Source organism: Mycobacterium sp. IDUB_21 (genome assembly GCF_055419425.1).
Map to the genome: position 1 here is coordinate 276,878 of NZ_JBVAXQ010000004.1, position 13,926 is coordinate 290,803.

The 13,926-nt window shown below is 68.7% G+C and carries 13 protein-coding genes; 2 read left to right on the forward strand and 11 right to left on the reverse strand.

Features of this window, described 5'->3' with window-relative positions; all coding sequences use genetic code 11:
• Positions 1-6 precede the first annotated feature (6 nt).
• From ACZYY4_RS08520 to ACZYY4_RS08570, 11 genes are all read right to left on the reverse strand, one after another.
• Positions 7-1,104 (reverse strand): glycoside hydrolase family 76 protein, encoded by a 1,098-nt coding sequence (locus ACZYY4_RS08520; RefSeq protein ID WP_463809671.1) that lies wholly within the window; start codon positions 1,102-1,104, stop codon positions 7-9.
• A 34-nt stretch (positions 1,105-1,138) separates the two neighbouring features.
• Positions 1,139-1,984, reverse strand: a complete 846-nt coding sequence (locus ACZYY4_RS08525; protein WP_463809391.1) for a metal-dependent hydrolase — start codon at positions 1,982-1,984, stop codon at positions 1,139-1,141.
• Between the two features lie 26 nt (positions 1,985-2,010).
• Positions 2,011-2,712: a TrmH family RNA methyltransferase gene (locus ACZYY4_RS08530; RefSeq protein ID WP_463809393.1), complete on the reverse strand. Its 702-nt coding sequence runs from the start codon at positions 2,710-2,712 to the stop codon at positions 2,011-2,013.
• Between the two features lie 49 nt (positions 2,713-2,761).
• Complete coding sequence (locus ACZYY4_RS08535; RefSeq protein ID WP_463809395.1) at positions 2,762-3,652, reverse strand: hypothetical protein; 891 nt, start codon at positions 3,650-3,652, stop codon at positions 2,762-2,764.
• An 8-nt stretch (positions 3,653-3,660) separates the two neighbouring features.
• Positions 3,661-4,209 carry an orotate phosphoribosyltransferase gene (gene pyrE, locus ACZYY4_RS08540; RefSeq protein WP_463809397.1) on the reverse strand — a complete coding sequence of 183 codons (549 nt, stop codon included), beginning with the start codon at positions 4,207-4,209 and terminating at the stop codon, positions 3,661-3,663.
• Entirely contained in the window at positions 4,196-4,981 is a 786-nt protein-coding gene (locus tag ACZYY4_RS08545) for an SDR family NAD(P)-dependent oxidoreductase (protein WP_463809399.1), read from the reverse strand. Before ACZYY4_RS08545 ends, pyrE begins: the two co-directional genes overlap by 14 nt.
• Positions 4,982-5,019: 38 nt before the next feature.
• Positions 5,020-5,916, reverse strand: a complete 897-nt coding sequence (gene ttfA, locus ACZYY4_RS08550; protein WP_463809401.1) for a trehalose monomycolate transport factor TtfA — start codon at positions 5,914-5,916, stop codon at positions 5,020-5,022.
• Positions 5,917-6,010: 94 nt separating this feature from the next.
• Complete coding sequence (locus ACZYY4_RS08555) at positions 6,011-7,237, reverse strand: PecA family PE domain-processing aspartic protease (protein WP_463809403.1); 1,227 nt, start codon at positions 7,235-7,237, stop codon at positions 6,011-6,013.
• A gap of 144 nt (positions 7,238-7,381) precedes the next feature.
• On the reverse strand, positions 7,382-8,611 hold the full coding sequence (locus ACZYY4_RS08560) for a PecA family PE domain-processing aspartic protease (protein WP_463809405.1): 1,230 nt from the start codon (positions 8,609-8,611) through the stop codon (positions 7,382-7,384).
• A 159-nt stretch (positions 8,612-8,770) separates the two neighbouring features.
• Positions 8,771-11,317, reverse strand: a complete 2,547-nt coding sequence (clpB, locus tag ACZYY4_RS08565; RefSeq protein ID WP_463809407.1) for an ATP-dependent chaperone ClpB — start codon at positions 11,315-11,317, stop codon at positions 8,771-8,773.
• 144 nt (positions 11,318-11,461) lie between these two features.
• Positions 11,462-11,944: a hypothetical protein gene (locus tag ACZYY4_RS08570; RefSeq protein ID WP_463809409.1), complete on the reverse strand. Its 483-nt coding sequence runs from the start codon at positions 11,942-11,944 to the stop codon at positions 11,462-11,464.
• A 107-nt stretch (positions 11,945-12,051) separates the two neighbouring features.
• Here ACZYY4_RS08570 and ACZYY4_RS08575 point away from each other — a divergent pair, with 107 nt between their 5' ends.
• Positions 12,052-12,723 carry a GAP family protein gene (locus ACZYY4_RS08575; RefSeq protein WP_463809411.1) on the forward strand — a complete coding sequence of 224 codons (672 nt, stop codon included), beginning with the start codon at positions 12,052-12,054 and terminating at the stop codon, positions 12,721-12,723.
• Between the two features lie 35 nt (positions 12,724-12,758).
• On the forward strand, positions 12,759-13,925 hold the full coding sequence (locus ACZYY4_RS08580) for an FAD-binding oxidoreductase (protein WP_463809413.1): 1,167 nt from the start codon (positions 12,759-12,761) through the stop codon (positions 13,923-13,925).
• The last annotated feature ends 1 nt before the right edge of the window (position 13,926 follow it).

Genomic DNA, 13,926 nt, shown 5'->3' on the forward strand with positions numbered 1-13,926 from the left:
GCAGAGTCAACCAAGCGTGGCAGCGGCCTCCATCAGCATCCAGCCGCCCAACTGCACCGACAGGTCACGTTCGGGCACCTCGGACTCGCGCACCGCACCGGCGATGGAGGTGGCCACCGCGCCGTCGGCCCGGGGCACGTCGGCGATCCGATCCCAGAACGCCCCGAACAGCGGCAGTCCGTTCACCGACTGCCGGTAGTCCCACGCCGATTTCGCCGACGTCAGCACCAGCTCGGCGGCCGTGTCGCGTGCCTGCGAGTCGGCCGCGGAGTCACCCGGCAGCTCGGTGGCCACCAGCGCCAGATATCGCGCGGTGATCCCGGCGAACAGCCCGCCGTCGCCGCCGCCGGCGCCCTTGAGCACCCCGCCGGGAGCCATCTGCTTGCTCACCGCGGCGACCAGCCGGTGGACGCGGGCGGCGTGCCGCTGTGCTCCGGTGCGCACCGCCAGCTCGGTCTCCAGCCCGAGCACCACACCCTGGCAGTAGGTGTACTCGGCGCGCACCAGCGAGCCGGCCCTGATGCCGTCGAACACCAGGTGGGTCTCCGGGTCGATCAGGGTGGCGTCGATCCAGTCGCCCATCTGCTGGGCGCGCTGCAGCCAGTCGGGTTCGCGGGCCAGGAAGATCCCGGCCGGCCCGTTGGCGGGGGCATTGAAGAAGGGTGGCTCAGTGTCCTTGCGCTCCTTCCTCCAGGGGATGCCGCCGCCGGCCTCGGGCATCCAGGAGTCGGTCAGCTCGCGGGTCAGGGTGCCCAGCGCGCGGTGCCGGTCGATGCCGGTGACCCGGCAGGCCCGCTGGATCGCCAGCGCCAGCCACGCCATGTCGTCGTAGTAGGAATTGGTCCAGCGGAACACGTTGCGCAGCCGGTGGGTGCGGATCTGCCGTTTGATCGACGTCAGCCGTTCGGGTTGCGGGTCACGCAGTTGCGCATCGACCAGGCAGTCCAGCAGGTGCGCCTGCCACCAGTAGTGCCAATGCGGTGCGCGCCGGATCGGCGGCCAGGCCACCACGCCGAGCTGGGTGCCCGGGATATGCCAGAGCGATTTGAGGTGTCTGGCGGTGACAGCGGCCTCGGCGCTCTCGGCCCGATTCGCCCATAGCAGATCCATAGCGCTAGATCCTGCCCTACGGGCCAGGTCAGCGCAGGTGGTCGACCAAGGTGCCGCCGTCGCCGAAGAGCTTGCGCTGCCAGAGTTCCAGCAGCGCTGTGGTGTCCACGTCGTCGGGGTGGAAGCCGGGTTTGAGGTAACGGAGCAGGTCGCGCAGCAGACCCTTGAAGAACGGGCCACGCAGCAGCGCACGGCTTTCCCGCAGCAGCCGGACCGGATGGCGGCGGGCCACCGGGTCACGGGCCAGTGAGATCGCCACCGCCAGCAGGGTGGCCGGAACCGTGGTGGCGATCAGGAACGCCATCACCGCGATCCGGGTGGGCTCGGTGCCGCCGACAGCGCGGTAGACGTCGAACGCGACCGATTTGTGCTCCAGCTCCTCCAGCGCATGCCAATTCAGCAGATGCCACACCTCCGGCGTGCCGCGAATGGACTGGATTTCCGCACTGGACAGGATCCGCTCGGCCAGCACCGCGGTGTAGTGCTCCGCGCCGGCGGTCATCGCCAGGTGCACCCGCGGTGACATCCGCCGCTCGCGTTGGCACTGCTTGTCCCGCAACGATTTCGAATCGCGCCACGCGATGGGGTAGCCCCGGTCGATGAGCTTGGCGTTGAGCCGGCGATGTTCCTGGCCGTGGGTGGCCTCCTGACCGATGAACCCGGCGGCCCGGCGCTTGAGCATCGGGTCGGTGATCCGGTCGGTGACCCGACGCACCGAACGGATGAACGATTCCTCACCGGGCGGAAAGCTTCCCGACAGCTCGGCCACGAAATGGCTCAGCACCATGTTGTCATCGGCAAAATAGTGGCCGCTCGGCGCTTCCTCGAAGCGGAATCGGATGCGCCGGGTCCTCAGATGGTTGTCGCCCGCCACGCCCTGCCCTTCTCCAGTACTCGCCGCTACCAGGCGCTTTCCAGGTTCCCATGCCGGGCGATCCAGGCGTGCATCACGATCCCGGCGGCCACCCCGACGTTGATGCTGCGGGTCGAGCCGAACTGGGCGATCGAGACCAGCGCATCGGCGCCCGCGCGCATCTCGTCGCTGATGCCGGGGCCCTCCCGGCCGAACACCAGCAGGCAGTCGGCCGGCAGCACGGTCTGCTCCAGTCGCACCGCCCCGGCCACGTTGTCCACCGCGACGACGCTCAGCCCCTCCTGCGCGGCGAAGTCCAGCAGCCCGGCCACCTCGTCGTGGTGCCGCAGCCGCTGGTAACGGTCGGTGACCATGGCGCCGCGCCGGTTCCAGCGCCGCCGCCCGACGATGTGCACGGTGTGCACCGCGAACGCGTTGGCGGTGCGCACCACCGAGCCGATGTTGGCGTCGTGCCCGAAGTTCTCGATCGCCACGTGCAGTCGGTGCCGACGCCCGTCGATGTCGGCGATGATCGCCTCACGGGTCCAATACCGGTAGGCATCGACAACATTGCGGTGATCGCCGTCGCGCAGCAGGTCCGGGTCGTAGCGCGGGTCGGTCGGCGGCTCACCCTGCCACGGCCCGACCCCGTTGGCCAGCGGGAACCACTCGGTGGGGCCCGGCGGTTCAGCGAGGCTCGACGAAGGAGAGGCGAAGCTGGGACCGCCGCGTGGATCATGCTCGGTCATCGAGCGCCACTCCTCCTCATCGCTTCGCTCTGCATCGTCGCCGGCGCGGTCACGAGGTGGTCCATACGGCGGCGTGGGTGCCCACCACCGACACCGAGGCGTAGAGCACCGCGGCGTTGATCTCCCCGTGCGTGCACAGCGATGTCGGTACGTGCACCGAGTTCAGCGACCCCTCGGGCAGGATCAGCACCGACGACCCGGACGCCAGGCAATCCGGACCCAGTCCGGGCATCGGCGACGCCGGGCCGGCGACCAGCATCAGCGGCCCGCCGCGGGCCGCCGCGTCGTCGCGATACTGGGCGGCGAGCGCGTCGGCGACCAGACTGAGCACCATATATCCGTTGCCGGAGAAGGCTTTCGGATCGCCGAGGGCGGTCGGGGCCAGTGGGACACCGTCAGCCCGGTATGCCGCCACGCCCTGGGCGGTCAACACCAGGCCGGTGTCGTAGGGGTTGATCGGCGGCAGCCCCACCGGGAACGCCGCGCCATAGGCCACCGTGGTGTCCTTGATCCGGTCGGCCGGGGAGTAAGCGTAGATCCCGCGCACCGCGCTGCGTTCCTTGAGCGGGCCCAGGCACACGGTTCCGTCCAGCCGGTCGGGGTCGCGGTTCGACAGCGGCGTCGGCGTCAGTTCCCCCAGCGCATCGCAGCTGCCCAGTCCGGTCGCCTCGACGGGGTGGGCGGGCGTGCCGTACACCCCGAACCGCAGGTCGCCGGCCGCGGCGTGCGGGCCTTGCGAAGCAACCTGCGCCTTGACGTCGATCAGCGCGTGATCGACCTCCCAGCGCAGGTTGGACAACGTCATGTCCCAGCCCAACAAGGTGAGTGCGTCGCCGATCCGGGCGCTCTGGGCGCCGTAGGGACCCGTCGCAGCCGAACCCGTGCAGGCCGCCGCGCACGCGACGGCCAGCGCCAGTACCGACGCGATCAGTGTCCGCACAACCGCGCTCAGCCCAGTCCGAGCTCGGCCAGGCCGAGCACGCTGCGGTAGGGCACACCTTCGGCCTCGATGGCCTCGGCGGCCCCGGTGGCGCGGTCCACCACGGTGGCCACCCCGACCACCTGTCCGCCGGCTTCGCGCACCGCACGCACCGCGGTCAGCGCCGACCCGCCGGTGGTGCTGGTGTCCTCCACCACCAGAACCGGCCGCCCGGTTACGTCCGCCCCTTCGATAAGACGTTGCATGCCATGGGCTTTCACCGACTTGCGCACCACAAAGGCATCGATCGGACGGCCCGGAGCATGCATGACGGCGGTCGCCACCGGGTCGGCGCCCAAGGTCAGGCCGCCCACCGCGACGTAGTCCCAGTCGTCGGTGAGTTGGCGGACCAGCCGACCGATCAGCGCGCCGGCCCGGTGGTGCAGGGTGGAGCGGCGCAGGTCGACGTAGTAGTCGGCCTCGGCACCCGAGGACAGCGTCACGCGGCCGTGCACCACCGACAGCTCGCGCACCAGCGCGGCCAGTTCGTCGCGCTCGCCGCCGTTAAGTGCGCCCACGGCCCCGCCCGAAGGTGTTGGTCAGCGTCCGCGACAGCCCGCGCGGAATCAGCCTGCTGACGCTCGTCAGGGCCTTGTACTGCACGCCCGGCACGCTGATGACATCACCGCGGGCGATGTCGGCCAGGCTGGACGCAACCACGTCGTCGACCTCCAGCCACATAAACGACGGCAGCGTGGCCATGTCGATGCCGGCGCGCTCGTGAAACTCGGTGTGCACGTAGCCCGGGCAGACCACGTGGATGCCGACGCCGGTGCCCGCCAGCCCGCCGGCCAGCCCCTCGGTGAACGACACCACCCAGGCTTTGGAGGCCGAGTACGTCGAGCCGCGCCCGGACAGCAGTCCGGCGACGCTGGCCACATTGATGACGGTGCCGGCGCCCGCGTCGACCATCGCGGGCAGCGCGGCCCGGGTCAGCTGCATCACCGCGGTGACGTTGACGTCCAGCTGTGACTGCAGCAGCGCGGGGTCGGCGGTCCAGAACTCGCCGGAGGTGCCGAAGCCGGCGTTGTTCACCAGCACCCGCACGCCGGCGCTCAACCGCTCGGCGACCTTGGCCCGGCCATCGGCGTCGGCCAGGTCGGCGGGCAGCACCTCGACATCGCAGCCGTGACTGCCCCGCAGTTCGTCTCCGAGTGCTTTCAGCCGCTTGGCATCGCGGGCGACCAGGACCAGGTCATACCCGTCGGCGGCGTAGCGGCGCGCATAGCCTTCGCCCAGCCCGGAAGTGGGCCCGGTGACCAGGGCCGTGGGTCTAGCGGGACGCGACATGACCCACAGAGTAACTGTCAGTCATTCAGAGCCGGAGATCAGCGCTGATAGTGCGCAGTCTGCCGGCCGTTGCGGCCTGCAGCCGGGACGTGCATCATGCCCGACGACTCATCGCGGGCCGTCCGGCGCCGCGGCGCCGGCTCGGCGGCTGAGGCGGCGTTGCCCGACGACGGGCTGGCCGCCCGGGACGAGGAGGCGGCTTGATCGACTGCGCTGTCCTCGGGCGCCTGGACCGCGCCGCCCGACCCCAGCGGACGGCTGGGCTGCCCGTTGCGCCGGGTCGCGGGCTTGGCTGAGCCGGCGGCGGTTTCGGACTGCTGGCGCCGCGGCGTCGGCGGCAACACCCGCAGCAGGTCGTTGAACTGGCGGACGCTGCGCAGACCCTCATCCCACTGGGCGCGGGTGCTGGTGATGGGCATGCTCACCAGGGTCCAGTTCGCCTCGTTCCACATGATCTCCGCGCAGTCCGGGGCGGTGTGGGCGAACGTGACCATCCGCCGGTCGCAGGCCCGGCGCGCCGCGTCGAGGTTGGTGGAGTAGACCATTCGCGGGCCGATCGCCCCGAGCAGCCAAATGTCGTTCTCCCGCGGCTCTTTGAGGCCCTTGAGCCGAACGTCGACGACGACGTTGGTGCTGACCTTGCGGTGCAGCGCGATCACGGTTGCGACCTCGTCCAGGTCGAAGATGTAGACCGCCTCGCCGCGGATCTGGCCGAGCACCACATTGCGGACCGGGGCGTCGCCCACCGTCGACATCACGCCGCGCTTCCAGCGTCGCAGGAGCTCGGCGGACTCCGGCTCGAAGTCGAAGCCGTGCGAGCGGGCCCAGGACTTACGACGCCTGCTGCGGCCGCGACGCTGGTCGATGTCCACATACAGCAATACCGCCGCGCCGACGAAGCACAGCGCGGACAGCGTGAACCAGAGCGGGACCATTGTGCCTAGCGTATCTGCTGTCGGCCCGGAAGCGAGAACGCTTGCCGGTTACAACCGTGCATCAGCACGTTTCAACAGGTCAACGAGGTCACTGTCACGGTTCGATGGCGTTGGAGCCGCCGAAGATGGTGGTCCCGGAACCGCTCGGACTGTAGGAGGTGTAGATCGGCTGCTGGGCGAACGGGAAGTTTCCGGTGTTCATCATGCCAGCGACGCCGGAGGCGTTCGGGCTGCTGACTTCGCCGGAGCCCGAACCCACCGTGTAGGAGTACAGCGGCTGGCCGGCGGACGTGTAGACCTGCACCGTCGTGCCGTCGGGCAGGTATCCGCTGGCCGTCGGCGTAACGCCCGACGAGGTCAACACGGAGGACGGCATGGTGCCGTACACCCCACCGGAGTCGATCACTGCTGTTACAGACTGGGGCGTCGCGCCGTCGAGACTCACGAGCAGGTTGGCGTATGGAGAACCGGAGACCGAGATCCCGTCGGTCAGCGGGTTGTCGCCGAACACCATCACCCCGTTGGCCTGGTCGAGCAGCACACCGTTGCCGAGGTCGCCCGGTAGCTCCGCGGTCGGAATGTTGTCGGGGCTCGGCCCGACAGCGTTGGCCCCGATGCCCAGCACGCCGTCGACGTCCGCCGGGCCCAGATAGTCCCCGATTGACCAGGGGCCGAAGATGTTGAAGTCCGCCGGGAACGCGAAGAGCACGGCGTCGACGCTGGTGTCAGCGGTGACGGTCTCGCCGGCGGCGTCGGTGAAGGTGACCGTGGTGGGCAGCTCCACGTAGAAGTAGTCCAGTGAGTTGCCGTACTGGCCCATGTTGAAAGCGGTGGGCAGGCCGGTGATGCCGGCCCAGTTGATGTCCGAGATCGGTATGGTCAACCCGGAGGACCCGGTGTCGACCAGCACGGGCACCGATGAGCCGCCACCCACCGAGATGTCCACCACCGGCTCAGTGGTGGCGTTAACCTGCAGCGGAACGGTGAAGGTATCCGGGATGGTGGCGTCCGAGCCGCTCGCGGCAGCACTGCCGGCCGTACTCGCGTCGGCGGCCCCACCGAACATCCACTGCTCGAGGTCGTTGATCGGGGTGTAGACCAGGTTCTGATACCAGCCCTCGAGCATGGTGTCCAGCGAGGCCAGCGCGGAACCGGGGTCGGCGTCGGCAGCGATGCCGGGATCGACCGTACTGAGCGCGTCGATGATCGGCTGGAACAGGTCGTCGAAGTCGGCCTGGGCGGCTGGCGCAACTCCGAACGCCACGACAGCCCCGACCGTCACGGTCGTACCGATCACCCGTCCCCGACGAACTGCTGACATATCCCGAAAACCTCCCCGCACCACAGCCCGTCGAGCCGCAACCGATAGCGGCCACGCTAACCCACGCAGGGGCGTAGAGCACCAGTGGATTTAGCCAAGAAACAGCCAAAAAATCCGGGGCGCGCTAGCAGGGCGGATAAGCCATCACGGTTCGATGGGGGTGCCACCGACGATGGTCTGCCCAACGCCGCTCGGGCTGTACGAGATGTAGACGGGTTGCTGGGCGAACAGCCAGTTTCCGGTGTTCATGCCGCCGCTACCGATCACGGTCGGGCTGCGCACCTCGCCTGCCTGGGACCCGACCGTGTAGGAGTACAGCGGCGTCCCGTCCTTGGCGGAGACCTCAATGGTCGTCCCGTCGGGCAGGGATCCGTTGACCGGTGTCACGCCGGAGCCTGCCAGTGCCGCGGTCGGCATGGTCCCGTAGACCCCGCCGGAGTCGATGACGGAACGCACCGCCACGGGATCAGCACCGTTGATGCTCACCTGCAGGTCGCTGACAGGGTACGTCCACGGCGCCCCCTGGATCGCGGTGCCACCTTCCAACGGGTTATCCCCGAAGATCAGCTTCCCGTTGGGCTGGTCGATCAGCACGCCGTTACCGAGGTTGCCCGGCAGATCGGCGGTCGGAATGTGGTCGGGAGTGGGTCCGAGCGCGTTGGGTCCGATCCCCAGGACGCCGGTGGAGGTGCCGGCCAAGTAGTCCTCGATGGACCACGGGCCGAAGATGTTGAAGTTCGCCGGGAACGCGAAGAGCACCGCATCGACCGAGGTGTCGGCGGTGACCGTGTCCCCGCCGACGCCGGTAAACGTGACCGTGGTGGGCAGTTCCGCATAGAAGTAGTTCAGGTTGCCGCCGAACTGGCCGATGTTGAAGCCGGTGGGCAGGCCGGTGATGCCGAAGGGGTTGATGTTCCAGATCGGTATGACGAGTCCGGCCGCGCCGGTGTCAACCAGCACATCGGTCTGCGCACCACCGCCCACCGAGACGCTGACCACCGGCTGGGTGCCGAGCTTGACGTCCATCGGGACGGTGAAGTTGTCTGGGACGTTGGTGCTGTCCGCGTCGTACGCGACGGCACTGCCGGGCAGATCCGGACCGAACAGCCACGGCGCGATGCCGTGCAGCGGGGTGTAGACGAGGTCCTGGTACCAACCGTCGACCAGGGAGTCCCACGAGGCCAGCGCCGAGCCCGGGTCGGTGTCGGTCGCGATGCCGGGGTCGACCATGCTGAACGCATCGATGATGGGCTGGAACAAGTCGTCGAAGTCCGCGTTCGCCGCGGGTGCGGTGGTCAGCGGAGCCGTCCCGAGCACCACGAACGCGCCTACCGTGCCGAGTGCACCCACCAGGCGATCGCGCCGATGCGACATAACCGAACCCTCCAAGTTAACGACGATATTAGAAAATATCGGACTCTCTCAGTTCTCGGTAGGCTAACTCATCAGCTTTGCCACCGCATCTGCTAGGGGACAGACGGGCAACGTAAAGATCCCCCGAACGGTGTTCGGGGGACCCTTACTTCTTCGCGCTCAGCCCAAGATCAGCGAGTCGCCGTCGGGACTGATGTTGACCGGCACGACGTCGCCGTCGTGCACCTCACCGGCCAGAAGCAGCTTGGCCAGCTGGTCGCCGATGGCCTGCTGGATCAGCCGGCGCAGCGGCCGCGCCCCGTAAACGGGGTCGAAGCCACGGTCGGCCAGCCACTTCTTGGCTTCCAGCGACACCTCCAGGGTCAGCCGGCGCTGCGCCAACCGCTTGCTCAGCTGTTCGAGCTGGATGTCGACGATCCGGACCAGGTCCTCGGGGTTGAGGCCCTCGAAGATCAGCACGTCGTCGAGCCGGTTGATGAACTCCGGCTTGAACGCCGCCCGCACCGCGGCCATCACCTGCTCGTCGGTACCACCGTGACCCAGGTTGGAGGTCAGGATCAGGATGGTGTTGCGGAAGTCCACGGTGCGGCCCTGCCCGTCGGTGAGCCGACCCTCGTCGAGCACCTGCAGCAGCACGTCGAACACGTCCGGGTGCGCCTTCTCCACCTCGTCGAACAGCACCACCGTGTAGGGCCGGCGGCGCACCGCCTCGGTCAGCTGACCGCCCTGGTCGTAGCCGACATAGCCGGGGGGCGCCCCGACCAGCCGCGCTACCGAGTGCTTCTCGCCGTACTCGCTCATGTCGATGCGGACCATCGCCCGTTCGTCGTCGAAGAGGAAGTCGGCCAGCGCCTTGGCCAGCTCGGTCTTGCCGACACCGGTGGGACCCAGGAACAGGAACGAACCCGTCGGCCGGTTGGGGTCGGCGACCCCGGCCCGGCTGCGCCGCACCGCGTCCGACACCGCCTGCACCGGCTTGCGCTGCCCGACGACGCGGCGGCCCAGCTCCTCTTCCATCCGCAGCAGCTTGGCGGTCTCGCCCTCCAGCAGTCGCCCGGCCGGGATGCCGGTCCAGGCGCTCACCACATCGGCGATGTCGTCGGGTCCGACCTCTTCCTTGAGCATGAGGTTCTCTTGAGCCCGAGCGGCCGGGATCGCCGCCTCGAGTTTCTTCTCCACCTCGGGGATACGCCCGTAGCGCAGCTCGGCCGCCTTGGCCAGGTCGCCGTCGCGTTCGGCGCGGTCGGATTCGCCGCGCAGGGTTTCCAGCTGCTCCTTGAGTTCGCGGACGACGTCGATGGCGTTCTTCTCGTTGTGCCACCGGGTGGTCAGTTCGGCCAGTTTTTCCTTGTGGTCGGCCAGCTCAGCACGTAGCTTCTCCAGCCGGTCTTTGGATGCGTCGTCCTCTTCCTTCTCGAGCGCCATCTCTTCGATCTCCAGCCGGCGCACCAGCCGCTCGACCTCGTCGATCTCGACGGGCCGGGAGTCGATCTCCATCCGCAGGCGCGAGGCGGCCTCGTCGACCAGGTCGATGGCCTTGTCCGGCAGGAAGCGGGCGGTGATGTAGCGGTCACTCAAGGTGGCCGCCGCGACCAGCGCGGAGTCGGTGATCCGCACACCGTGGTGCACCTCGTAGCGGTCCTTGAGGCCGCGCAGGATGCCGATGGTGTCCTCAGCCGACGGTTCGCCGACGTAGACCTGCTGGAAGCGCCGCTCCAGCGCGGCGTCCTTCTCGATGTACTTGCGGTACTCCTCCAGCGTGGTGGCGCCGACCAGCCGCAGCTCGCCGCGGGCCAGCATCGGCTTGATCATGTTGCCGGCGTCCATCGCGCCCTCGCCGGTGGCGCCGGCGCCGACGATGGTGTGCAGCTCGTCGATGAAGGTGATGATCTGCCCCGCGGAGTTCTTGATCTCATCGAGGACGGCCTTGAGGCGTTCCTCGAACTCGCCGCGGTACTTGGCCCCGGCCACCATCGAGCCCAGGTCCAAGGAGACGACGGTCTTGTCGCGCAGGCTGTCCGGGACGTCGCCGGCGATGATGCGCTGGGCCAGGCCCTCGACGATCGCGGTCTTGCCGACGCCGGGCTCACCGATGAGCACCGGGTTGTTCTTGGTGCGTCGACTCAAAACCTGTACGACACGGCGGATTTCGGTGTCGCGGCCGATGACCGGGTCGAGCTTGCCTTCGCGGGCTTGCGCGGTCAGGTCGGTGGAGTACTTCTCCAACGCCTGGTAGCTGGCCTCCGGGTCGGCACTGGTGACCCGCGCGCTGCCGCGCACCTTGACGAAGGCCTCCCGCAGGGCCTGCGGGGAAGCACCGTGGCCGGTCAGCACCTTGGCCACGTCGGAGTCTCCGGTGGCCAGGCCCACCATCAGGTGTTCGGTGGAGACGTACTCGTCGTCCATCTCGGTGGCCAACTGCTGGGCGGTGGTGATCGCCGCCAGCGACTCGCGGGCCAACTGCGGTTGCGCACTGGAACTGGCCACCTGCGGCGCCAGGTCGATCAGGCGCTGCGCTTCGCTGCGGATGGTCGCCGGATCCACCCCGACCGCCTCCAGCAGCGGCGCGGCGATCCCTTCGTTCTGGGTCAGCAGGGCCTGCAGCAGGTGTGCGGGCCGGATTTCCGGGTTGCCGGCGGCGGTGGCCGTCTGCAAAGCCGCCGTCAAGGCCGCCTGCGTCTTGGTGGTCGGGTTGAACGAGTCCACGACACCTCCATTCGGGGTCAGAGCGAGCCTAGAACGGCCCGCCAAAAATGCTTGTCGTGAAGTCCAACGCCGTCAAGGTTGAGTCTGTTCCACTCAAGTCTATTTTGATCGCCGAGGCCGCGCGTCATGCATGCCGGCGCACTGTCAGGCGCCTACGCCATCCGCCTGGTGCTCGCAGGCCTCGGCTGACGGCCGCGTCCAGAGGTAGAGGCCGATCCAGGCGCCGTAGCCGAGCGCCATCCCGGCATACATCACGGCCGGATCGGTCTGACCATGGACGCTGAGGTAGAGCACGGCTCCGGCCAGTAGTGCCGGCAGCACCGCCGCGCGACGCCTCATCGCGAACGCACCGGCAACGAGTGCGATCGACACGATCAGCAGCCCCGGGCTGACCCGATGCAGCACGTCGAGCAGGGCGCCGAACCGTCCCGGGGAGCCACCGGAGCCGTGCGCGGCATGGCCCGCGCCCGCAGCAGCGGATGCCCCCGCACCGAGTGCGACCAGAATCGCCGGCAGGCAGCAGGCCAGCGTGCAGGTCAATGCGGCGATCACGCCCGTCATGCCGATCCGGCGACCCGCCTTGGAGGTGCGCCGGCGCCGATCAGGACATTCGCGCGTGGGTGACATATCCGCCTTCCGGGTGACTTTCCCCGAACCTATACCCGGTACGGGTATCGAGCAACCCGACGCCGTCATCGCCGATTTCGGGCGACCCAACGGCTACCGTGCTGCCCATGACGTCCGGCTTGGGTTCGGTGTGGACCGCGTTGATTCCGCTCGCGCTGGTGGTGGCGCTCTCCCCGATCACCGTGATCCCGGCGGTGCTGGTGCTGCACACTGCGCGCCCGCGCGAGACGGGGCTGGCATTCCTCATCGGCTGGCTGGCCGGCCTGACCGCGCTCACCGCCGCCTTCGTGGCCGCATCCGGTCTGCTTGGCGGCTTGCGGACGACGCCTCCGGGTTGGGCATCGTGGCTGCGGATCGCGGTCGGCGTGGCGCTGATCGCGTTCGGCGTCTACCGCTGGTTGACCCGGCACGGACACGGCGAGATGCCCGGTTGGATGCGCTCTTTCACGTCGATGACCCCGCCGCGCGCCGGGCTGACAGCCGCGGCGCTGGCGGTGATCCGACCGGAGGTGTTGTTCATGTGCGCGGCCGCCGGCCTGGCCATTGGCAGCGCCGGATTGGGCACGGCGGGCACCTGGCAGGCAAGCGTGCTCTTCGTTGCCATCGCCGCAGCGACGGTCGTGATCCCGATTCTGGGCTACCTGACTGCCAGCCACCGGCTTGACCCGGCGCTGGGACGGCTCAAGGACTGGATGGAGCAGCAGCACGCCGCGCTGGTCGCGATCATCCTGGTTCTCATCGGTGCGATGGTGGTCTACAACGGAATTCACGCGCTCTAGCCGGTATCGCCGCTGGCCAGCATAAAATCGCCAGCGTGGGCCTTGACGACCGTGACGCGCTGCAGGTGTTGCGCGACGCGTTCGCAGTCCCGGACGGCACCGAGAGTTTCGTCGGCCGTCTGTTCACCCGCTGGTTCGGCACCAACCCGTCGGCCCGAGATCTGTTCCCCGCCGACCTGGCCGCCACCCGCATCGCATTCGCCCAGGCCATGAGCTGGGTCTACGGCGAGTTCATCGCCCAGCGCGCCCAGGAGCCGATCTCGTTCTTGGCGCAACTCGGCCGAGATCACCGCAAATACGGTGTGAAGCAACACCATTACGACACCATGGGTCAAGTGCTCTACGTCGCGCTGCGTGACGAACTCGGCGACAGCTGGACGCCTGCGGTCGACGCCGCCGCCCGCGAGTCACTGAATCTGGTCACCGGGGTGATGGGCGGTGCCGCCGACGCCGAAGACGGCCCGGCCTGGTGGGACGGCACCGTCGTCGAGCACCTGCGGCTCTCCCGCGACATAGCCGCTATCCGGATCCAGCTCGACCATCCACTGCCCTACCATCCGGGCCAGTACGTCAAAGTCGAGGTGCCGCAGTGCCCACGGTCATGGCGCTACCTCTCACCTTCCATGCCCGCCGACGAGACCGGCGCCATCGAGTTCCACGTGCGCGCGGTCTCCGGCGGGCTGGTCAGCACCGCGATCGTCAACGAGACCCGGCCCGGTGACCGGTGGCGGCTGTCCAGCCCGCACGGCGGCCTGCACATCGACCGCGAGGCCGGCGACGTGCTGATGGTGGCGGGTAGCACCGGGCTGGCACCACTGCGAGCGATCATCATGGACCTGACCCGCTGGGGTGTGAACCCGCGCGTACACCTGTTCTTCGGGGCCCGCTACCCGTGCGAGCTGTACGACCTGCCCACCCTGTGGCAGATCGCGGCGCACAACCCGTGGCTGTCGGTGACCCCGGTGTCGGAGTACGCGAAAGATCCGGACTGGGCCGCCGACTACCCCGATGTGACGCCGCCGCGGGGCCTGCACCTGCGGCAGACCGGGCAGTTGCCGGATGTGGTCACCCGCTACGGCAGCTGGGGTGACCGGCAGATCCTGATCTGCGGTGGTCCGGAGATGACGCGGGCCACCGCAGCCGCATTGATTGCCAAAGGGGCTCCTGCTCAACGCCTTCAACACGACCCATTGTCGGAGTGAC

What these genes read in the sequence shown, in the direction of transcription:
- ACZYY4_RS08570 (WP_463809409.1), bottom strand. Translation starts at nt 11,944, where the DNA reads ATGTCACCCACGCGCGAATGTCCTGATCGGCGCCGGCGCACCTCCAAG.
- ACZYY4_RS08575 (WP_463809411.1), top strand. Translation starts at nt 12,052, where the DNA reads ATGACGTCCGGCTTGGGTTCGGTGTGGACCGCGTTGATTCCGCTCGCG.
- ACZYY4_RS08555 (WP_463809403.1), bottom strand. Translation starts at nt 7,237, where the DNA reads ATGTCAGCAGTTCGTCGGGGACGGGTGATCGGTACGACCGTGACGGTC.
- ttfA (WP_463809401.1), bottom strand. Translation starts at nt 5,916, where the DNA reads ATGGTCCCGCTCTGGTTCACGCTGTCCGCGCTGTGCTTCGTCGGCGCG.
- ACZYY4_RS08560 (WP_463809405.1), bottom strand. Translation starts at nt 8,611, where the DNA reads ATGTCGCATCGGCGCGATCGCCTGGTGGGTGCACTCGGCACGGTAGGC.
- ACZYY4_RS08530 (WP_463809393.1), bottom strand. Translation starts at nt 2,712, where the DNA reads ATGACCGAGCATGATCCACGCGGCGGTCCCAGCTTCGCCTCTCCTTCG.
- ACZYY4_RS08545 (WP_463809399.1), bottom strand. Translation starts at nt 4,981, where the DNA reads ATGTCGCGTCCCGCTAGACCCACGGCCCTGGTCACCGGGCCCACTTCC.